Source organism: Erythrobacter aureus, assembly GCF_003355455.1.
Taxonomy (GTDB): Bacteria; Pseudomonadota; Alphaproteobacteria; order Sphingomonadales; family Sphingomonadaceae; genus Qipengyuania; species Qipengyuania aurea.
This window is the reverse complement of the sequence record NZ_CP031357.1, coordinates 1201876-1223261: the sequence shown is the minus strand read 5'-3', so window position 1 is coordinate 1223261 and position 21386 is coordinate 1201876. Positions and strand designations below refer to the sequence as shown.

Here is a 21386-nt window from a genome sequence, read left to right as displayed (position 1 = left end):
CATTCGCCCGCGAGGTGTCCGACCCTTGCCAAAAACCACCAAACCTTAGTGGGCTGTTAACCATGATGAGTTAGGCCGATCCCGAAATCGACAGGGACTTTTGAAAAATGCAAATCCTTAGGGCAAAACTATCTGTTCGTGCCTGTGTATTGTCAGGGGCCGCCATGGTTGCTGCCATCGCCGGGCCTGCTGCGGCGCAGGACGCCAGCGCGCTCGCGGCAATTGAGGCGCGTCTCGAACGCCTCGAAGCGGAAAATGCGCGTTTGCGGGGCGAGGTGGAAGCGCTGCGCCAGCCCATCGCCGTACAGCCGCGTCAGGCAGATGGTACCGCAGCGCAATATGATCGTCTGCCAGAGGTTGATGGAACACGCGATACGGTGGCCGAACGCGGCGACAACACCATCCAAGGCCGGGAATCGACCGCGCTGGTGGGGATCGATCCGGAATACGGTTACGCCATGCTCGACCATGCCGAGCGAACGAACTCCAAGCCACTTTACCAGTTGCAGGCCATAGCGGCCGAACGGCTTTCCAATCCGGTAACTCTCTCGGGCGGGGTCACGGCGCTGGCCAACCTGCAATTGAGCAATGTCGACAATAATTTCGGCTATCTTACCCGTCACCCCACAGGGGCCAACCAGAGCGGCAAGCGGGTGTCCGAGATTGTTCTGCATTCCGCACAGCTCGCCGTCACCGCGCAACTGACCGATGGAATTACGGGATATGCGGAGTTTCTCTACGATCCCCAGCAAAGCTTCGGGGCGGGCACAATTACCTCACTGACACGCAACCAAATTCAACTGCGCCGCGGCTGGATCATGGTGGGCGATCTGCAGAAAGCGCCCGTTTATGCACTGATCGGCAAGATGGACGTACCGTTCGGGCTTAACGATACTGTCAGCCCGTTCACCAACTCGACCAATTGGCATGCTTTTGCCGGGCTTGCTTACGGCGGCACTGTGGGGCTGTATACCGACGGCTTCCACCTTCGCGGCATGGCCGTTCAGGGCGGCGCGCAGTTCCGCGCCGCGAACGCACCCGTCAATGGAACGTCCATTCCGTCGAAGGTCAACAACTTCGCCGTCGACGGCAACTATACTGCCAAGCTGAGCGATTTCGCCTCGGCCACGCTCGGCGCAAGTTACATACATGGCAGCGCCTACTGCCAGGACTACCCGGTTGCCCACTTTAATTCCTGCCAGGAAAACAACCCGGCCTGGGCCGCCTATGGCAAGGCCCGGATTGGCGATTTCGACCTGTTGGGCGAATATGCCGAAACCACGAAAGTCTGGCCAGGTACGCGCGTGCCCGATCCTACCAACCCGCTGAGTGTCTTCGAAGCGGTGCCAGCTACCGCCTTCACCTTCGGCGGGCGCTACGGCTTCGGCCAAGAATGGGCCGATGCACGGCGCGAATTCGCATTGTCTGCCGAATTCAGTCGCTTTACCGCCGGGGACGAAGGGGCACCGTGGGAAACGCAGAGCCAGTTCGTCGCCGGCCTGTCCTGGTTCCCTGTCGGCAATGTCAATCTGTTCGGCGAATATGTCCTGGCCGAAGGGTTCGTACCGCTAAACTTCCTGAGCGGCGGCAATTTGCCAGGCGGCGCGACCGTGTCACGCCAGGACGTGAATACAAATGTTTTTCTGCTGGGCATCCAGGGCAGTTTCTGACCAGCGCACTTGCCGCGCCTAAGGGACGGCGATCGTATCGAGGCCGGGGACCATCACCGTGCGATCGCCGCCGAAATCCTCGCGCACGACGACCAGGCCCTGCCGCTCCAGATGGTCGAGCAATCGGCGGATACGCCCCGGCGAACTGGTGCCGTAAGCCCGCGCGAGTTCGTTCTCATCGACTTGGGTCTCGCCCGCATGGGCGGCCTTGGCGATAACGAGAAACGGACCGAGAAGATCTTCTTCGACCGCCTTGGCCAAACCCATGATCCGCGTCTGTAGCGCCTCCTCGAGTTCGCCCAGTCCCGCCCCGGCGATCGCGAAACGGCGCCGGAAAGCGCGCATGTCGGGCATGGGTCCGATCAGCCGTTCGCGGCGGCACCGCGTGAGGAAGGTCTGGTATTGCGCGCTGGCCGACTGGAAGGCGATCCCCTCCTCCTGCGCCAGCTCGCCGATGATTTCCGCTATCCGAGCGGCAACGGCAGAGGTGTCGACCGGCTCGGCAGGCGTGTCCACCTGGCGTTCCTCGGCCCCGGCGATGCTGTCGGCCACTTCCTCGACCCGTGGTGCGGGCGGCGGGGCGGGCGGCGGCGGCGCCTTGGCGACTTCGCTAGCCAGATCGGTGGTAAGCAAGGCGGCCATGTCTTCGGGCGCCGTATCGGGCAGCGCCATCAGCCCTTCGCTCCGGACGGCGTGGCCGGTCTTCACCGGGCCGATCTTCACCGCCAGCGGCACACGCGTGATCGCCGGCCCGAGCGCGAGGAAATGCCCGCGTTCGAGCTCGCGAATACGCTCCGCCTGCCGCCGCTCCATCCCGAGCAGGTCGGCGGCGCGGACCATGTCGATATCGAGGAAGGTCCGCCCCATCAGAAAGTTCGAGGCCTCGGCGGCCACATTCTTGGCGAGCTTGGCCAGCCGCTGGGTAGCGACAATCCCGGCAAGGCCGCGCTTGCGCCCGCGACACATCAGGTTGGTCATCGCCGACAGCGTCATGCGCCGCGTGTCCTCGGCCATTTCGCCAGCCGCCGCAGGAGCGAACATCTGCGCCTCATCGACCACCACCAGCGCAGGATACCAGTGTTCGCGCGGGGCATCGAACAGCGCGGTCAGAAACTGGGCGGCGCAGCGGATCTGTTGCTCGACCTCGAGCCCGTCGAGATCGAGCACGACGCTGGCGCGGTGTTCGCGGATGCGCCGGGCGAGCGCTTCGATCTCGCCGGGCGAATAGGCCGATCCGTCGATCACCACATGGCCGAATTCCTCGGCCAGCGAGGGGAAGTCGCCTTCCGGATCGATCACCACCTGCTGGACCATCCCGGCGCTCTCTTCGAGCAACCGGCGGATCAGGTGCGACTTGCCGCTGCCCGAATTGCCCTGGACGAGCAAGCGGGTGGCGAGGAGTTCCTCGATATCGAACTCGACCGGCTTGCCGGAAGATTCGTGGCCAATGGTGATCTGCGCTGTCACTCGCATGTGGTTAGCCAGCCGAATCCCCGCTGGGGAACATGCCCGGCGCGGTTTTGCCCAATCGCGTTGCGTCTCGACCGCCTCCTCGCTAGGCCGGTTGCAACAGAGGACGGATTTTTATGACAAAATTGCTGGGCCGCATCGGCCTTGTGCTGCTCCTACTCGTGCTGGTGGCATTCGTCGGACTGGCCACCTGGGAGCCGTTCTTCGCCAAGCGGGGCGATGTCGCGCAGTCGAACGATAGCTATACGGCGGAAATCATCCGCGACGAGTTCGGTGTTCCGCACATTTACGGCGAACGGGATGCCGACGTGGCCTATGGTGTCGCCATTGCCCATTCCGAAGACGATTTCTTCACGCTGCAAGACGTCATCGCCATGGCGCGCGGGCGGTATGGCGCCATTGCCGGACCCGATGGCGCGGCGGTGGACTATGTCTACCACCTGCTCGATGCGCGCGGGACTGCGGAACGAAACTACCCCGACCTGCCGGAAGACACGCGCGCGCTGTTCGAAGCCTACGCCACGGGCCTCAACGACTATGCGGAGGCGCACCCGCAAGAGATCAAGCTCGCAAATCTGTTTCCAGTTGACGGCATGGACGTTGCCGCCGGCTTTGCCTTGCGCCAACCCTTCTTCTTCGGGTTGAACAACACCATCGAACCGCTGGTTGCGGGCGAGGACCTCTGGCCCGAATTCGGGCCATCCATCGGAGCGGAAGAAATCCCCGCCCAGGCCCGCGCCTACCCATTGCCCTGGGGCGAAGACGGTGCCCTGGCGGGATCGAACGCCTTTGCGATCGCGCCGGAAAAATCGGGCGACGGCGTGACTCGTCTCGTCTCCAACAGTCACCAGCCATGGCGCGGGGGCGTGGCGTGGTACGAACTCGTGGTCCAAAGCGGCGAAGGCTGGCATTATGCCGGCGCCAATTTCCCCGGCAGTCCGTTTCCCTTCCTTGGACATAACGAACATCTGGGCTGGACCAATACAGTCAATCGGCCCGACATGACCGACGTGTACAAGCTGGTGCTCGACGACAGCGGCAGGAAGTATCGCATGGGGGACCGCTGGCTCGACCTGGAGGAAGAGACGGTCACGCTTCCGGTGCGCTTCGGGCCGGTGGTTCTCCCCGTCCGGCGAACGGTATATCGCAGCGTCCACGGCCCGGTCATCAAGAACGACAGGGGTGCTTTCGCCATCCGTTATGGCGGGATCGACAATCTGGGACAGCTCGACGCCTATTACCGGCTCAACAAGGCGGAAACGCTTGAGGAATGGCAGGCTATCCTGGCGCGGATGGATATCCCCTCGACCAACTTCATCTATGCCGATGAGGGGGGCAATATCGCTTATGTCTATAATGCCGCCCTGCCCGATCGGGCCAAGGGATATGACTGGCGCGGCGTCCTGCCTGGCAACGATCCCAAGGCATTGTGGAACGCGCCGGTATCTTACGAAGCCCTGCCGAAATATATCAATCCGGCTTCGGGCTGGCTCTACAATGCCAACAACACGCCCTTCACCGCCGCAGGCGAAGGCAGCGATCTGGCGCCGGACACCGTCCCGCCCGAACTGGGGGTGGAGCTCAAACAGACCAACCGCTCGCGCCGGGCGTGGAAGCTGATGAGCGAGGATGGGCCGATAACACTCGATCGGTTGAAGCAGATCAAATACGATACTGCCTACGAGCGCGAAGGATATGTCGCCGACCTGTGGGATGCGCTCGAACGGCTCGAACTCGATCCCGACAGCGAGCTCGGCCGCGCCCGCGCCTTGCTGGTCGACTGGGACTTCACCGCCGACAATGTCGGCCCAGGCGATGCGTTGGCACTGCTGATGATCAAGGAATTCATGTCCGCCGAATATCAGAACAAGCCCTTGCCCGACGTTCGCGAGCAGCTCGAATGGTCGGTCGATCATCTCAACACATATTTCGGCCGGATCGATCCGCCCATGGGGGACCTGCTGCGCCTGCGGCAGGGGGATGTCGACCTGCCCCTGGATGGCGGTTCGGACACATTGCGCGCGTCGACCACCTGGGAGGTGGAGGAAGACGGTCGGCTATCGGTCAAACACGGGGACAGCTTCATTCAGTTCGTCGAATGGGCTCCGGGGAAACGCGTGCGGTCGCAATCGATCCAGCCCTTTGGCGCAGCCACCACGCGCCCGACATCGCCGCATTATGTCGATCAGGCTACGCTGTTCATCCAGCATCGCTTGAAGCCGGTCAATTTCTGGCGCGAAGATGCGATAGCGAATGCAGCGAGCCGGAAGACCGTGACGAACCGGCCCGGAAGCCGTAGCGTCAAACCCCATTGAAAAACCGAATCGAATATCGAGGTATCATGCGCAGACAGCATTTTCTGACCGCCAGCATTTTCGCCCTAGCCCTGGGCATGGGCGCCACAACTCCTGGTCTGGGCATCGCCCCTGCCGCCCATGCGCAAACAACTGCCGCTGACGCGGAACCGGCCGCGCTGACCGAGCTAGTCGACGAAGTCGACATTCCCTACGAGAAATTCACGCTCGATAACGGGCTCGACGTCATCGTCCATACCGACCGCAAGGCGCCCGTCGTCGCGGTCGCCGTGTGGTACAATGTCGGTTCGAAGGACGAGCCCGAAGGCAAATCGGGTTTTGCGCATCTGTTCGAACATCTGATGTTCAACGGGTCGGAAAACGCACCCAACGACTATTTCCAGTATCTCCAGGAAATGGGTGCCACCGATTATAACGGCACGACGAATTTCGACCGGACGAACTATTTCCAGACCGTGCCGACACCCGCGCTCGAACGTGCGCTGTGGCTCGAAAGCGACCGTATGGGCTATTTGCTCGGCGCGGTTACACAAGCCAAGCTCGATAATCAGCGCGGCGTGGTCCAGAACGAGAAGCGTCAGGGCGATAATCAGCCCGGCGGCCTGATCTTCTATGAAATCGTCGAAACGCTTTTCCCCGCCCCGCACCCTTATGACCATACGCCGATCGGTTCGATGGCGGATCTCGACAGCGCCAGCATGGAAGACGTGCGGGACTGGTTCCGCGACAAGTACGGCCCGAACAACGCCACGGTGGTTCTCGCGGGTGATGTATCGGCAGCCGAAGCACGCCCGCTGGTCGAAAAATATTTCGGCCCCATCGCGCGCGGCCCGGTGAACAATCCCGCCCAGGCCAATATTCCCGAGCTTGCCGAGGATGTCCGCACCGTCATGCGCGATCAGGTCGCGGCGACCAGCATCAACAAATACTGGACCGCGCCCGGCATTTCGGACCGCGAGTTGACGGCGCTCACCGTCGGGGCACAGATCCTCGGCGGCCTGTCGTCGAGCCGTCTCGACAATGCGCTGGTGCGCGACGAGAAGATCGCCGTGGGCGTTTCGGGCGGCAATTATGCCTTCCAGCGCGTCGGCATTCTCACCGTTTCCGCCACCGCCGCTCCCGATGCCGATGCGGCGCTGGTGGAACGGCGCCTCAACGAACTGGTCGATCAGTTCATCGCCGAAGGCCCGACCGAAGACGAAGTCCGCCGGGCAGCGACCAGTTCGGTGGCGGACACCATCCGCGGGCTCGAACAGGTCGGTGGCCGCGGCGGCAAAGCGGTTACGCTCGCTTCGGGCGAGGTGCTGGCCGACGACCCCGATTTCTACGCCCGTCAGTTCGAGATTCTGGCGACGCTCACTCCTGCCGAAGTGCAGGCCGCGATGCAGCGTTGGATGACGCGGCCGGCCATGACCTTGGTCCTCGAGCCGGGCGAGCGCGATGCGGACTATGAAGAAGCCGCCAGCGTTGCCGCAAGCGACGGGGGTTCCGCAAGCGAAGCCGCCGACGACGAGATAACCGTCACGCAGGTAAGGCCGGCCCCGCCGATCGCTTCTATCGCCGAACTCGACTTTCCCGATGTCGAGCACCGGACGCTCGCCAACGGCATGACGCTCCATTACGCGATGCGCGATGCCGTTCCGGCGACTTACGTCACCCTGTCCTTCGACGCCGGCAGCGCCGCCGATCCGCTGGACAAGCGCGGCTTGGAAAGCCTTACGCTGGGCCTGTTCGAAGAAGGCACGACCAGCCTGAGTTCACGCGAGATTGCCGAAACGGGCGAGCGCTTGGGAGCGGATGTTTCGTTAGGCGGAGGGGCCGATCGGTCCAGCTTCACGCTTTCCGCCCTGTCGGCCAACCTCGTGCCCTCGCTCGAGCTCTTGTCCGATATCGTGCGCAACCCGGCATTCGATTCCGCAGAGGTCGAGCGCGTGCGCGCCCAGCAGATCACCGGTGTCGAGCAGGAACTGCGCACACCCGCATCGATTGCGGCGCGTACGGCGGCTCCGCTGATTTATGGCGAGAACAGCCCTTATGCGGGGCCGGGCAATGGAACGGTGGCCTCGCTCCGCTCGATCACGCGGGACGACATCACCGGGTTCAAGAACCGCTGGATCCGGCCCGACAATGGCGAGGTGTTCGTGGTTTCCGATCGGCCGATCGACGAAATCGTGACCGCGCTCGATGCCGTGTTCGGCGATTGGCAGGCGCCGACGGTTGCCAAGGGTGAAAAAGCCTTCGCAACCCAACCGAAAGAAGCCGAAGCCAGCCGTATCGTCCTGGTCGACCGGCCCAATTCGCCGCAGAGCTACATCTATGGCGGTCAGATGACCCCGGCCGATGCGCGTGACGAAACCTATGTCGATTTCCTCAATGCCAACAATGCACTTGGCGGGAACTTCCTCGCCCGGCTCAATATGAACCTGCGCGAGGCGAAGGGGTGGAGCTATGGTGTCCGGGGCGCTCCGCTGACCAACGAGAAGGCCGTTGCCTACACCGTGCGCGCGCCGGTTCAGGCAGACCGTACCGGCGATGCACTGGCCGAACTCATTCGCGAAACGAGCGAGTTTCTGGGCACCAACGGTGTCAGCGACGAGGAACTGACCCGGATAGTGACCGCGGAGATCGGCGAATTGCCCGGCCAGTTCGAAACGTCCGGCGCGATCCTGCGGGCTATGCAGACCAATGCGCTCTACGGTCGTCCGGACGATCATTACGAACGTTTGGCGAACCGCTATCGTGCGCAGACGACCGAAAGCCTCGATGCCGCAGCTCGCGCGGCGATCGATCCCGATCGGTTCGTATGGGTCGTGGTGGGCGACGCGGAAATCGTCGCCCCGCAACTCGAACAGCTTGGGCTGCCGGTCGAACGCGTGGAAATGGGCGCGAGCGAGTAATTGACAATCGTGTAAGTAATCCCGATTGAAAGCCCACTCGCATTCTCAACCGAAGAAAGGAATATCCATGTCCGTAGCAGGTACTTATGACACCGTGGTCAAGAGCCCGATGGGTGACCAGAAGGGCACGCTGACCGTCGTGCCCGGCGATGATGGCAACAGCTTCACCGGCTCGATGGCCGGCGGCATGGGTTCGATGGACATCACCGATGGCACCATCGAAGGCGGCGACACGCTCAAGTGGAAGATGGACATGACCGTGCCGATGCCGATGACGCTCAACTGCACCGCCACCGTGAATGGCGATCAGATGACCGGCACCGTCAATGCCGGCGCGTTCGGCGACATGCCGCTGACCGGCCAGCGCCAGGGCTGAACGCCGCGCCAGGACGAAAAAAGGGGCCGCCGGAGCGATCCGGCGGCCCTTTTTGCTTACGGCACCAGGCGTTTCTCAGCCGGTGATGGAAAAATCGAAAATACGCGAGGTCTGCGCCCCTACCCCGGCCATTCCAACGCCGCTTCCCGTCTGGGACGAATAGAGAAATCCATACTCACCCGGTTCAAGTTCGACATTCGGCGTCACCCTGAACACTCCGGGGGCCAGGCGCTCGTAATCGAAGGGGATCTGGTCTTTCGCCATCACCCCGGCCTTGGCGCCGCCAATGTTGATCTTGCCCACCTTCGCTTCGCGGCGATCATTCTTGACCTTGAACCGCACCAGGCTGAATTCCGCCGGCGACGTTACTGCACCCGCCATCCAGAAATTGGCCCCTCCCCGGTTCGACAGCGAACTGTTGGCCTGATCGAAATAGAAATAGAATGTCGGTCGCGGCTGGCGCGTCGCGATGCGGGCGGAGGGCTGCGGAATAACCGTCTTGAAGCTCATCGAAGCGATGCCACCCGTGAGTGCATAGCCCAGAAACCCGCCGGTCTTCGTCTGGTTGGTCGTCGTCGCGTCGATATATTGCATTTTCGGCTCGGCGAGCCAGTCGGCCATCAGATACACGCCCGACGCATGGGGGACCATCGGATCGGGATCATCCATCGAAACGCTGGCCGCGTCCGACACGGTTGGGGCATTGGATTTGGCGATCATCGCCGCAATCACGGATGACGGGACGCCTCGGTTTTTGAGCACAATGAGCTGATCGGTCGTCACATCGAAGCGCGCTGCCGTCGCATCGATTTTCGCCACGATCGCTTCTTCACCCAAGCTGATCTCCACCAGTTGGATGATCGAAGTATTGTCCAGTGTCTCGGCCGCCAGCGGCGTGGTCGAAAGCAGGAACGCGGATATCGCCGCACCGAATTTCGATAGTTTCATGCAACCCCCTCTTAATTTGGCCCAATCCTAGGTGGCGGATACCTTCGGTCAACTGAATCCTGGCTTTCGACCGCCCGTCCCCGTGCCCTTCGACTGATGACGACATCGTCCGTGCAAGAAAAAGGCCGCCGGATCGCTCCGGCGGCCCCTTCTATGCGATCTGATGGCTGTGCTTACCGCACCACGTCCATTTCCTCGATCAGGTTATGCGCCCCGTCGACCTTGTCCATCACCCACAGCATGTAGCGCGTGTCGACATGGATCGTGCGCGTGGTGCGCGGATCGAAATCCCAATCCGAATTGACGCTTTCGAACGTACCGTCGAACAGCAGGCCGACCAGTTCGGCGCGGCCGTTCAATGTGGCCGAGCCGCTATTGCCGCCGGTGCTGTCGAGGTCCGACAGGAAGTTCACCGGCACCGAGCCGATGCTGTCGAGCGCGTAGCCGCCATAGTCCTTCTCGCGGATTTCCTTGAGCTGTGTCTCGGGCGCATTGAACGGGTCCACGCCGGTATCCTTTGCCAGAATGCCCTCCAGCGTGGTGAACGGCAAATAGGCCATGCCGTCCTTGGGCGAGCCGCCGAGGACCGTGCCGTAAGTCACGCGCAGCGTGCTGTTGGCGTCGGGATAGGTCGCCAGGCCCTGCTCGCGCTGCCACTGCGTGATCGCGTCCATATAGGCGGGACGCAGCGCGAGTGCGCGGCCCGAGCGCTCTTCGCTCTCGTCTTCCAGCTTGCGCTCGTAGGTGTAGAGCGCGATCGCCAGCTTCATGAATGGATCGTCGCTCGCCTCGAGCTCAGCAGCAGTGGCATCCATCAGCGCGAGCCGCGTGTCGCTCTCGTCGAGCGATGTGCCCGTGTAATAGCCATCGACAATGGCATCGATCTGTTTGGCATCGTCCACGCCGGTCAGGCCCAGCGCCTGGTCGAACGCTGCCACGCGCTCCGCCTCGGGCTGTGCGAGATAGCCATTGAGGAACAGCAGCCATTCGGCCTTGTCGACCGATGCGTCATAGCGGCGGTCGAGCGCCTGCAGACCCTGGCGGAAGAACGCCATGTCGCGATCCTGATAGCCGCTTTCGCGCTGCGCGTTGGGCTTTTCCTTCTCCTTCGCGAGACGGTAGAGCCGCTGCGCCGCGCCCAGCAGTTGCGGACGGGTGGCGTTGTTGTACCAGAAATTGGTCCGTGCGGCAGTGGCGCTCTCTTCCGACAGGGCATCGAGCGAGGCGATCGCCGCGGCATAGGGCTGGCGCGACGCATCGGCGGCGATCCAGGCGTTGAGCGCATCCTCGCGCGCGCGGCGGCGATCGACCAGGCCGACACGGCGGGCGCCATCGATCTGGCCGCGCAGGTTTTTCTCGAAATTGTTGAGCCCGGCGAGGCGGGATTCGTATTTCACGCGCGCGTCCGACCCTTCGGGCGCAGCCGCTTCGATCGTGTCGATCCAGTCGTTCAGCAGCGTGACGAAGGTCGGATAGCTCCACTCGAAGGTGTTCTTCACCTCGCCCAGACGGGTATAGCGATTGGTCGAACCGGGATAGCCCGCAGCCATCACGAAATCGCCATCGTCGAGCCCGGCCGCGCTCACCTTGAGGTGGTGCTCGGGCGCGTAGGGGACGTTGTCCTCGGAGTATTCGGCCGAGGAGCCGTCGGGCGCGACATAGGCGCGGTAGAAGGCGAAGTCGCCCGTGTGGCGCGGCCACATCCAGTTATCGATATCGCCGCCATATTTCCCGACCGCATCGGCGGGCGCATAGACCAGCCGCACATCCTTGACCTCGAGCCGCTTGATAAGCGTGTATTCCTTGCCGCCATAGAAGCTGGCGACGAGGCAGCGGAAGCCTGCGGCCTGCTCGCATTCGGCGGTGATGTCCTTCACCCGCTGGTCGACCGTATCGTAGCGTTCGGTGGGCGACATGGCGTCGATCCCGTCGCGCACGCGCGCGGTGACATCGCTGATTTCGGTCGTCACATAAACGCGCGAGCCGGGTGCGGCGGGCAATTCCTCGCCCTTGGTTTCGGCAAGGAAACCGTTTTCGAGATAATTGTTCTCGGCAGTGGAATTGAACTGCACCGATCCGCGCGCGCAGTGGTGGTTGGTGACCACCAGGCCTTCATCCGACACGAAGCTGCCCGAGCAACCCTGGAGTTGCACGATCGCCCCCATGGGGAAACCGGTGAGGTCCGACAGCGCCTCGGGCGATACCTCGAGCCCGGTCTTGCGCAGGTCCTCGGCGATTTCGGGAAGCTGGCCGGGGGTGAACATCCCCTCCTTGGCGGCGAGCGGTGCGGATGCGGCGCAGGCCATGAGCGCTGCGACAACGGCGGTTTTCTTCATTGGAATTTAGACCCCTTCCATCTGCGCGAAACGCGCAAGAATGTCCGTGAAGCTACCTCGCGCACGGGACCGGGGCAAGCGCCCGCTCGGCCAGCGACATGACGACTCGATCAGGGACGCTGAGATGGCCCGTACCGGGCGCCAATGGCGTCAGCCCAGCTTGTCCTTCAGGATCTGATTGACCACCGCCGGATTCGCCTTGCCCTGCATCGCTTTCATCGTCTGGCCGACGAAGAAGCCGAACAGCTTGTCCTTGCCGCCCTTATACTGCTCGACCTTGTCCTCGTTATTGGCGAGAATCTCGTCGATGGCGGCTTCGATGGCGCCGGTATCGCTGACCTGCTTGAGGCCCTCGGTCTCGGCGATTTCCTCGGGATCGCGACCGGTCTTGAGCACGATCTCGAAAATTTCCTTGGCCTGCCCGCCGGAAATTTCGCCCTTGGCCTGCATATCGAGGATGCTCGCCTGCGCCTCTGCCGTGGCATGGGCGGGATTGGCTTCCTCGCCGAGCGACTTGATCACACCCGGCGCGACCGAGAGCGCCCAATTGGCAACCTGCGTCGCGACAGCCTTCTCCGGCTTGCCGATGCCGTTCGCGGTGGCCGCCAGCAGCGTTTCGAAGCGGGCGAAAGTCTCGACCTCGGCGGTCAGTTCGCGCGCATTGTAGGGCGTGAGGCCCAGCTCTTCCTCGTACCGCTTGCGCTTGGCGTCGGGTAGTTCGGGCAGCGAGGCGCGGCACTCTTCCAGGAAATCCTCCTCCAGCTCGAGCGGGAGCAGGTCGGGATCGGGGAAATAGCGATAGTCGTGCGCGTCTTCCTTCGACCGCATGGTCCGCGTGGTGCCGGTGCCGGGATCGAACAGGCGCGTTTCCTGGTCGACCGTGCCGCCATTTTCCAGCACATCGACCTGGCGGTTGGCCTCGTATTCGATGACCTGCATCACGAAGCGCACCGAATTGACATTCTTGGTCTCGGTCCGCGTGCCGAATTCCTCGCCCGGCTTGCGCACCGAAACGTTCACATCGGCGCGCATCGAACCTTCTTCCATATTCCCGTCGCACGATCCGACATAGCGCAGGATGCTGCGCAGCTTGCGGACATAGGCGCCGGCCTCTGCGGGTGAGCGCATGTCGGGTCGGGAAACGATCTCCATCAGCGCCACGCCGCTGCGATTGAGGTCGACATAGGACATGGTCGGATGCTGGTCGTGCATCAGCTTGCCCGCGTCCTGCTCGACATGGATGCGCTCGATGCCGATGACCTTGTCTTCCGCGATTCCGGCCTTCTCGTCCGCCTCGATATGCAGCGCACCTTCGCCCACCAGCGGGTGGTAGAGCTGCGAAATCTGGTAGCCCTGCGGCAAGTCGGCATAGAAGTAGTTCTTGCGGTCGAAGCGCGACCATTTGTTGATCTGCGCCTCGATCGCCATGCCTGTGCGAACCGCCTGGCGGATACACTCGCGATTGGGAACGGGCAGCATGCCCGGCATTGCCGCATCGACGAGGGAGACCTGCGTGTTCGGCTCCGCCCCGAAGGCGGTGGAAGCGCCGCTGAACAGCTTGGCGTTGGAAGTGACCTGCGCATGGACTTCGAGGCCGATCACGACCTCCCATTCGCCCGTTGCGCCCTGGATGCGGTACTTAGTCATCGATCTTCTCGCTCTGCGTGACGGTCACGCTCATGTCTTTGGTCTCGGGAGACGGCGGATGCTCGGGCAGTTGCTCGCCGCCGGGGCCGAACCGCGCTTCGCCATGCTCGACGTTGCGCGAAATGTAGAACGCAACCGCACCGGTCAGGAATATCGCCCCGACGATGACCAGAAGCATTCCGACCCCGGGCATTACCACCACTTCTCCGGTTGCGTGTCGAACCCGGCACGCTGCTGGATTGCCAGACCCGCATTCAGTACGCCCTGTTCGTCGAAAGGCTTGCCGACGATCTGCAGGCCGAGCGGCAGGCCGTCGCCGTTGAGCATGGCGGGCACGCTCATGGCGGGAAGGCCCGCAAGGCTGGCGGGAACCGCGAAGACGTCGTTCAGATACATCGTCAGCGGGTCGGCATCGAGGCTGCCGAGCGGGAAGCTCGCCGTCGGCGTGGTCGGCGCGAGGATCGCGTCGCACTGCGCCCAGGCCTTCTCGAAGTCCTGCGCCACCAGCGTGCGGATCTTCTGCGCCTGCGTATAATACGCGTCGTAGAAGCCCGCGCTCAGAACATAGGTCCCGATCAGCACGCGGCGCTTGACCTCGTCGCCGAAACCGGCGGCACGGGTGGCAGCATACATGTCCTGCAAGCCCGCCCCCTCGGGCAGATCGCGCAGGCCGTAGCGCACACCGTCATAGCGGGCGAGGTTGGACGAAGCCTCTGCGGGCGCGATGATGTAATAGGCGGGCAGCGCATATTTGGTATGCGGCAGCGAGATATCGACGATCTCCGCGCCCGCATCGCGCAGCCATTCCTTGCCCTGTTCCCAGCTCTTGAGGATTTCCTCATCCGTGCCGTCCATCCGGTATTCCTTCGGGATACCGATTTTCTTGCCTTTGAGGTCCGCATTGAGGCCGGCCTCCCATGCGGGAACGTCCATCTGGAGGCTGGTAGCGTCCTTCGGATCGAAACCGGCCATGGCTTCGAGCATGATCGCGCAATCTTCGACGCTGCGCGCCATCGGCCCCGCCTGGTCGAGGCTGCTGGCAAAGGCGACCACGCCCCAGCGGCTGCAGCGGCCATAGGTCGGCTTGATCCCGCAGATACCGGTGAAGGCGGCGGGCTGGCGGATCGAACCGCCCGTGTCGGTCCCGGTGGCGGCGGGCGCAATGCGCGCGGCCACGGCGCTGGACGAACCGCCCGACGACCCGCCCGGGCTCATCGCGGCATTGGCGCCGTCTTTCTTCCAGGGCGAGGCGACATTGCCGAAATAGCTGGTCTCGTTCGAGCTACCCATGGCGAACTGGTCGAGATTGAGCTTGCCCAGCATGCCCGCGCCCGCATCCCACAGATTCTGCGACACGGTGCTTTCGTACTGCGGCGTAAAGCCTTCGAGGATGTGGCTCGCCGCAGTGGTCTGCACGCCCTTGGTGGCAAACAGGTCCTTCATCCCGATGGGCACGCCGCCCATTGCGCCGAGGTGTTCGCCCTTCGCGCGCTTTGCGTCCACCGTATCGGCGGCGGCGAGCGCATGGTCGGGCGTGGTGACGATGAAGGCGTTGAGGTCTGCCGCTTCGGCGACTGCCGCGTTGAAGGCTTCGGCCACTTCGCGCGCGGTGAAATCGCCACCGGTCACGCCGTCGCGGATGGCCTTGACGCCAAGATTTGTGAGGTCGGTCATTCTAAACTTCCGTCATCCCAGCGAAAGCTGGGATCTCTATCGGGCTCGCGCCAAGCTGAGGCAGATCCCAGCTTTCGCTGGGGTGACGATAAATAGCCCAAGCCATCATTCGATCACCTTGGGCACGCCGAAGAAACCGTGTTCGGCGGCGGGGGCATTGGCGAGCACATCGTCGCGCCTGCCGCCGCCCGTTTCGGGGATGGCATCGACCACGTCGTCGCGCAGGCGAAGGTGATTGGGAATGACCGCGGTCATCGGTTCGACGCCGCTGCAATCGACCTCGCCGAGCTGTTCGACCCAAGCGAGAATATTGTTGAGTTCGGGGACCATACGATCGAGCTCGGCATCGCCCATCCTTATGCGGGCGAGCGAGGCGATCTTGGCCACTTCTTCGCGTGTTACTGACATGGCTCGCGCGTTAGCCGCGCGGGGGCCGCGCTTCAAGCCGGGATACGGGTGTGCGCCCTATTCGAAAGGCGTGCCAGCGGGCTTACCGTCGATATAGATGCGGCGTCCCGACCATTCGCGGATTTCGACCTGCGAATCGGCATTCTGTTCGGGCTGCGGATTTTCGATCATATGCGCCGGTTCGGGTGCCCCTTCGGCTGGCAGGACCTCCCACTGGACATTCCCGTTTTCGACGAGTGCGATTCGGCGGCGGCCATCGTCGTCCTCGCCCAAATCGAGCGCGACGCAGGGCTTGTTACAGTGCCAGACGGCCACCCGGACGAGATCGGTAACATCCTCACGCAAATCGGGGGCATCGAAGCCAAACCGAAGGTTGGCGAGCCTCTGGTCCCGGTTGTGATCCCGTTGTGGCCGGTAGACACGCTTGTCCCGAGCCCGGGCCTTGGCGGCCAATCTGGCAATTTCCGCATTGTCGTCGCTGGCCAGTGCCTCCAATACCTCTCTGCCTGCATCGCCGAAATCCCAGCGCAGCGCATCGAAATCGAACTTGTCAACCGCCACCTTGCCCGCTTCCAGCCGCGCGACCTGGTTGCGCGCCGAAATCGCGCCGAAATCGAACAGCGGCAGCGCGAGAATGAAGGCGATGGCGCAAGTGCCGACGGCCAGATGCATATTGGCGCTGCGCACGCGTTCCATCCACCCGGTCAGACCTCCACGGATCGGCGCGACGAAATAGGCAAGGCCATAAGCGACCGCCACGGCCACCGCGACGATGCCCCACAAACGCTCTGGGCTCAGGCCGTATTCGGAAATGCGGGTACCGGTGGAAATCGCCGCGAGCAGGGCTAGCGGCAAGATCGCCAGCGCCAGCACCAGTGCCGCCCAGCGCAATATGCGGTTCTCGCTCGCCTCCGCATCGCCATTGCGGACCACGGCATTGACCAGAATAAAGCTGGCCACCGCGACCGATAGCAACAGCGGAGTCGGGCTTTCGGTGGCGTTCCACAGGACCGATATCCCGCTTGCGAGCACCGCGACGATGAAAATCGCCAGCGCAATCGCCAAAGGCACGGCGATGATCGAAAACACCAGCATCACCACCGATTGCAGCGTGCCGATTATCTTGAGTTGATTGCGCAGCACGCCCAGCGCCGCGCCGAAAGCGGCGCCGGAGAAAGTCCAGCCGAACCACCCCTCGTTCACCAAATCCTTGAGCAGGTCGATCTCGATAGCGGAAAACAGCGTCGAAAGCAGGATCAGAAGTAGCCATGAAAGGCCTGTGAAAGCCACCGCGCCACCGGCGCTGATCGCATCGGCCCAGACGTGGAAATGCGTTTGCCGGTAGGGCGTGCGCCAGCGCAGGCGATGAAAACCGGCCTGGAACAGCGGCAGTGCCAGCGCGATGGCCACCACACCGGCAGCAAGCCAGAAGGGTTCGTCGGCATGGTGGTCGCCCGCACTGGCGACCCGCCATGCAATACCCGCCATGACCAGCGCGACGATCGCGGCAAAGGCCAGCGGCTGCTTCCAGCGATCGCGGTCCAGCGTGAAGGCGAAAGCCAACGCTCCGAACGCGACTGCGGCGGACAGCGCCGCGCGCCACGGCACCCAACTGTCCGATCCCCATTCGCCGATAAGGTGAATGCCCAGCCCGGCAAGGCCCAGCAGAGCCGCCAGCGCCCAAGGGCGCAGCGGCCAGTCGCTATGGGTTTCGGGCGCGTGATCCTCGATAGTGTCGTTCATGCGCCCTCCCCCGGTGGCGTCTATTCGGTTGGCGATGTCCCCGCTTCGCCTTCCTCACCTGAACCCATCATGGACTGAAGGGCGGCGGCCCGGGTCTGGAAATCCTCGCGGCTCATGAAATCGACGACGTCGACCTCGAACACCAGATCGGCATTGGGCGGGATCGGCGAACCCGGAGGCGGTGCGGCGCCATAGGCCTGCTCGGCCGGGATGGTGAGGACATAGCTGCCGCCCTTCTGCATCTGGGTCAGGCCTTCGATGAAGCCGTCGATGATCGCGCCTTCTTCCAGCAATAGCGGGTTGCCTTCGGGAAACAGGCCCGGCGGGATCGGCATGGGCTGCGAACGGTCGAATTCGGTCCCGTCGGCCAGTTTGCCGACGTAATTGACGAAGACCACATCGCCCAGCTTGGGCGAATCGCCTGTGCCCGCGGTTACCGTTTCGACATCGAGCCCCTTGGGCACGGCGGCCCAGGCGAGGCCGGCGCCGAGCACGACGGCCACGATGATACCGAGCCAGAGCTTGGTCAGTGAGCCCTTCTTGATGGACTGGAGGGGAACGCGGGTAATCTCGGTCATGGATGTCTCTTCCGGATACGCAAAGGGCGCGGATTGCTCCGCGCCCTCATGGCTTAGCTTGGTTATAGCCGCAATAGCGACTTACTTCGCGCCGTCGCGCTCCATGCGCTTGCGCTCGAGCTTGCGGGCGCGGCGAACGGCGGCAGCCTTTTCGCGGGCGCGCTTTTCGCTCGGCTTCTCGTAGTGGCGGCGCAGCTTCATTTCGCGATACACGCCTTCGCGCTGCAGCTTCTTCTTGAGCGCGCGCAGGGCCTGGTCGACATTGTTATCGCGAACGATGATCTGCATAAATTCAAACACCTCACTAAGCGGGCCAGAGCCCGCAGCAGCGGGTTTTGCCTCCTTGAAAAACGGTTTCGCCAAGAGAACGAAAAACGCGCCGAATCCGTTCCGGACCGGCTCGAACGCAGGCGCACATACGGATTCGTGCCGACAATGGCAAGTCTTTGTCGCAACCGCGCGCATCGGGATGACGAATGGAGATTTGGCAGCTAAGGCGAGCCATAATGTCCTCATTCTCTCCTTTAGTTGCCGCATTGCACGTCTTCATCGGCGGCGGGGTCGGCGCGGTACTGCGATGGCAATTGGGTCGCGCTATGACCGGCTGGCTCGGCGCACCCATCGTCACCGCTTTCCCCTTCGCCACGCTGGCCGCCAATGCCGCGGGCAGCCTGCTGATGGGGGTACTCGCCGGATGGCTCGCCCGCAACGGCAGCGGCGACGGGGATCAATTACGGCTATTGCTGGGTGTTGGCCTGCTGGGCGGTTTCACCACTTTCAGCGCCTTCAGTCTGGAAATGGTGATGCTGCTTCAGCGCGGGCAGTATCTCTTCGCCCTGCTCTATGCGATTCTGTCGATCGCGCTCGGCATCACCGGCCTCATGGTCGGCCTGGGCGTGATGAGGATGGTGGGATGAAGACCTCCGACGAAGTACGCATCTTCACCGTGGCGGCGGACGATGACGGCATTCGCGTGGATCGCTGGTTCAAGCGCCACCTGCCGCAAATCGGCTTCGGCACGGTCAGCAAATGGGCGCGCACCGGCCAGGTCCGGGTCGATGGCAAGCGGGTGAAGCCCGACGACCGGCTTGCCCAAGGGCAGCAAATTCGCGTGCCCCCGGGGGGCGACGCACCGCATAAGCAAGCCAAGGCCAAGCGCGAGCTGACCAAGGCCGAGATCGAACAGGCCGAGGGCATGGTGATCCACCGGACCAAGGGCGCGCTGGTGCTGAACAAGCCGCCCGGCCTTGCGACGCAGGGCGGAACGAACACGTTCAATCATGTCGACGGCTTGCTCGATGCCTTTGCCCCGGGCGAGGAAGACGTGCGCCCGCGCCTCGTCCACCGGCTCGACAAGGATACTTCGGGCGTGTTGCTGGTCGCCCGCACGCCCGGCAGCGCGGCCTTCTTTTCCAAACGCTTTTCCGGGCGCAGCGCCAAGAAGATCTACTGGGCGCTCGTCATCGGCGTGCCCGACGTCAGGGAAGGCGTGATCGAGGCCCCGCTTGCCAAGCAGCCCGGCTCGGGCGGCGAAAAGATGCATGTCGACCACGAGGACGGCCAACCGGCCAAAACCAAGTACCGCGTGGTCGATAGCGTGGGCAAGAAAGCCGCCTGGCTCGAACTCCAGCCGCTGACCGGGCGGACCCACCAGCTGCGCGTGCATTGCGCGGCAATGGGGCATCCGATCGTCGGCGACGGCAAATATGGCGGACGGGACGCTTTCCTGACCGGCGCGATCAGCCGCAAGATGCACCTCCATGCCCGGCGCCTGATTATCGACAGCCCCGATGGCGGCAAGCTCGACGTGACGGCCGATCTGCCCGAGCATTTCGCAGGCTCGATGGAGCATCTCGGTTTCGACGAAAGCACCAGCGACGCAACGCCAATGCGCGACGACCCGCCGCCCAAGAGCCGCGAGGAAAAGAAACAGCAGGCGCGCCAGCACGCCAAGAACTACCGCAAGTCGCAGCGTTCGCCGCGTCGCGCCCGCGGCAGCGCTGGCGCAAAGTCCCGCAAGCCGGGAAGGAAGCGCTGATGCACCCGAATGCGGCGTTTCGCGGCGATCCGGGCGCGTTGCTCGACCGCCTGCTTGAAGGGTCGGCATTCGCCACCCTTTTCGCCCATTCGCCGGATGGCCCCCGCGCGGCGCATGTCCCTGTCCTGAGATCGGAGACCGGACGGCTCCTGTTTCACCTCGCGCGGCCGAACGCTCTGACGCGCCATTTGGATGGCGCGCAGGCGATGCTGGTGCTGCAAGGTCCCGACGCTTATGTTTCGGCGCGATGGTACGATGCAGCCGATCAGGTGCCGACCTGGAATTACGTCGCTCTGGAATGCGATGGCACGGTTTCGCGGCTCGGCGATGGCCGGACCGAACAACTGGTTTCCGACCTGTCGGACCGCCACGAGGCGCGGATTAGCACTGGCGGCGTGCCGTGGACGATGGCGAAAATGTCGGACCCCGCGCGCCGGGCTTTGCTGCGCGGTATCGTGGGCTTCGAATTCTCCATCACCGCGATGCGCGACACGCTGAAACTGAGCCAGAACAAACCCGCCCCGGTGGCGCGGGCGCTCGCCGATCATATCGAAGCGGAAGGCAATCGGTCCATGTCCCGCTGGATGCGAGACCGGGCGGCATGACCCGCCTGGTCGTCTTCGATTGCGATGGCACGCTGGTCGACGGGCAGGCGGCGATTTGCGAGACGATGGAGCAGGCTTTTGCCAGCGCCGGTCTGGTCGCGCCCGACCGGCAGCAGGTGCGGCGCATGGTCGGTCTCAGCCTGCCCTATGCGCTGCGCGAACTGGCCCCCGATGCGAGCGACGACGAACGCCAGGCCGTGGTGGAAGCCTACAAGATCGGCTTTCGCGACCTGCGCCTGTCGGGCGCCTTGCGAGAGCCGTTGTTCGAAGGGATCGGCGCGCTGATCGAGGAGCTCGATGCCGAGAACCGGCTGCTCGCCGTGGCAACCGGCAAGAGCGACCGGGGCCTTCACGCCTGTCTCGACACACATGGCATCAGGCACCGCTTCGTGTCGCTGCAGACGGCCGACCGCCACCCCTCCAAACCGCATCCCGCCATGCTCGAAGCGGCGCTGGTCGATGCCGGGGTTGCGCCGGGCGAGGCGGTGATGATCGGCGATACCAGTTTCGACATGGAAATGGCCGTTGCCGCCGGTGTCCGCGCCATCGGCGTGTCCTGGGGCTATCACGAGCCGCAGGAACTGTTCGATACGGGGGCCAGCGCAGTGGCCGACACGGCCCGTCAATTGGGAGACATGATCCGTGGACCAGCATGATCCGGCGCCTCATGATCCGGCAAAA

General features: G+C 63.4%; 18 protein-coding genes. 8 read left to right on the top strand and 10 right to left on the bottom strand.

Features of this window, described 5'->3' with window-relative positions; all coding sequences use genetic code 11:
• Positions 1-164: 164 nt before the first annotated feature.
• Positions 165-1670: a hypothetical protein gene (locus DVR09_RS05980; RefSeq protein WP_115417817.1), complete on the top strand. Its 1506-nt coding sequence runs from the start codon at positions 165-167 to the stop codon at positions 1668-1670.
• An 18-nt stretch (positions 1671-1688) separates the two neighbouring features.
• On the opposite strand, the gene DVR09_RS05975 is transcribed toward DVR09_RS05980, so the two are convergent.
• Positions 1689-3137: an ATP-binding protein gene (locus DVR09_RS05975; RefSeq protein WP_115417816.1), complete on the bottom strand. Its 1449-nt coding sequence runs from the start codon at positions 3135-3137 to the stop codon at positions 1689-1691.
• A 119-nt stretch (positions 3138-3256) separates the two neighbouring features.
• Between DVR09_RS05975 and DVR09_RS05970 the strand changes: the two genes are divergently transcribed.
• The 3 genes from DVR09_RS05970 to DVR09_RS05960 all read left to right on the top strand — a co-directional run bounded on the left by DVR09_RS05970 (position 3257) and on the right by DVR09_RS05960 (position 8728).
• Positions 3257-5455 carry an acylase gene (locus DVR09_RS05970; RefSeq protein WP_115416131.1) on the top strand — a complete coding sequence of 733 codons (2199 nt, stop codon included), beginning with the start codon at positions 3257-3259 and terminating at the stop codon, positions 5453-5455.
• A 26-nt stretch (positions 5456-5481) separates the two neighbouring features.
• Positions 5482-8352 (top strand): M16 family metallopeptidase, encoded by a 2871-nt coding sequence (locus DVR09_RS05965; RefSeq protein ID WP_174223729.1) that lies wholly within the window; start codon positions 5482-5484, stop codon positions 8350-8352.
• Positions 8353-8419: 67 nt separating this feature from the next.
• On the top strand, positions 8420-8728 hold the full coding sequence (locus DVR09_RS05960) for a hypothetical protein (RefSeq protein ID WP_115416130.1): 309 nt from the start codon (positions 8420-8422) through the stop codon (positions 8726-8728).
• Between the two features lie 75 nt (positions 8729-8803).
• On the opposite strand, the gene DVR09_RS05955 is transcribed toward DVR09_RS05960, so the two are convergent.
• The 9 genes from DVR09_RS05955 to rpsU form a co-directional block, all read right to left on the bottom strand.
• On the bottom strand, positions 8804-9676 hold the full coding sequence (locus tag DVR09_RS05955; protein ID WP_115416129.1) for a hypothetical protein: 873 nt from the start codon (positions 9674-9676) through the stop codon (positions 8804-8806).
• A 173-nt stretch (positions 9677-9849) separates the two neighbouring features.
• The gene (locus DVR09_RS05950; protein ID WP_115416128.1) at positions 9850-12012 is read right to left on the bottom strand and encodes a S46 family peptidase; all 2163 of its coding nucleotides are present in this window, start codon (positions 12010-12012) and stop codon (positions 9850-9852) included.
• A 150-nt stretch (positions 12013-12162) separates the two neighbouring features.
• A complete protein-coding gene (gene gatB, locus DVR09_RS05945) occupies positions 12163-13659 on the bottom strand; it encodes an Asp-tRNA(Asn)/Glu-tRNA(Gln) amidotransferase subunit GatB (RefSeq protein ID WP_115416127.1) in 1497 nt (498 codons plus the stop codon).
• Entirely contained in the window at positions 13652-13852 is a 201-nt protein-coding gene (locus DVR09_RS05940; RefSeq protein WP_115416126.1) for a hypothetical protein, read from the bottom strand. The genes gatB and DVR09_RS05940 overlap by 8 nt, the downstream gene beginning before the upstream one ends.
• Positions 13852-15333: an Asp-tRNA(Asn)/Glu-tRNA(Gln) amidotransferase subunit GatA gene (gatA, locus tag DVR09_RS05935; RefSeq protein ID WP_115416125.1), complete on the bottom strand. Its 1482-nt coding sequence runs from the start codon at positions 15331-15333 to the stop codon at positions 13852-13854. Before gatA ends, DVR09_RS05940 begins: the two co-directional genes overlap by 1 nt.
• Positions 15334-15438: 105 nt before the next feature.
• Positions 15439-15741: an Asp-tRNA(Asn)/Glu-tRNA(Gln) amidotransferase subunit GatC gene (gatC, locus tag DVR09_RS05930; RefSeq protein ID WP_115416124.1), complete on the bottom strand. Its 303-nt coding sequence runs from the start codon at positions 15739-15741 to the stop codon at positions 15439-15441.
• A 57-nt stretch (positions 15742-15798) separates the two neighbouring features.
• Entirely contained in the window at positions 15799-17484 is a 1686-nt protein-coding gene (locus DVR09_RS05925; RefSeq protein WP_115416123.1) for a DUF4153 domain-containing protein, read from the bottom strand.
• Between the two features lie 20 nt (positions 17485-17504).
• The gene (locus DVR09_RS05920; RefSeq protein ID WP_115416122.1) at positions 17505-18062 is read right to left on the bottom strand and encodes an FKBP-type peptidyl-prolyl cis-trans isomerase; all 558 of its coding nucleotides are present in this window, start codon (positions 18060-18062) and stop codon (positions 17505-17507) included.
• Positions 18063-18143: 81 nt separating this feature from the next.
• Positions 18144-18350, bottom strand: a complete 207-nt coding sequence (rpsU, locus tag DVR09_RS05915) for a 30S ribosomal protein S21 (RefSeq protein ID WP_067677802.1) — start codon at positions 18348-18350, stop codon at positions 18144-18146.
• A gap of 218 nt (positions 18351-18568) precedes the next feature.
• On the opposite strand from rpsU, the gene crcB reads away from it, so the two are divergent.
• Genes crcB through DVR09_RS05895 form a run of 4 tightly spaced genes read left to right on the top strand, consistent with a single transcriptional unit; the run spans position 18569 to position 21361 of the window.
• Positions 18569-18979, top strand: coding sequence for a fluoride efflux transporter CrcB (gene crcB, locus DVR09_RS05910; protein ID WP_115416121.1), 411 nt, complete (start codon positions 18569-18571; stop codon positions 18977-18979).
• Positions 18976-20100 carry an RluA family pseudouridine synthase gene (locus DVR09_RS05905; protein ID WP_115416120.1) on the top strand — a complete coding sequence of 375 codons (1125 nt, stop codon included), beginning with the start codon at positions 18976-18978 and terminating at the stop codon, positions 20098-20100. The genes crcB and DVR09_RS05905 overlap by 4 nt, the downstream gene beginning before the upstream one ends.
• On the top strand, positions 20100-20705 hold the full coding sequence (locus DVR09_RS05900; protein ID WP_115416119.1) for an FMN-binding negative transcriptional regulator: 606 nt from the start codon (positions 20100-20102) through the stop codon (positions 20703-20705). The genes DVR09_RS05905 and DVR09_RS05900 overlap by 1 nt, the downstream gene beginning before the upstream one ends.
• Positions 20702-21361 carry an HAD-IA family hydrolase gene (locus DVR09_RS05895; protein WP_115416118.1) on the top strand — a complete coding sequence of 220 codons (660 nt, stop codon included), beginning with the start codon at positions 20702-20704 and terminating at the stop codon, positions 21359-21361. The genes DVR09_RS05900 and DVR09_RS05895 overlap by 4 nt, the downstream gene beginning before the upstream one ends.
• The last annotated feature ends 25 nt before the right edge of the window (positions 21362-21386 follow it).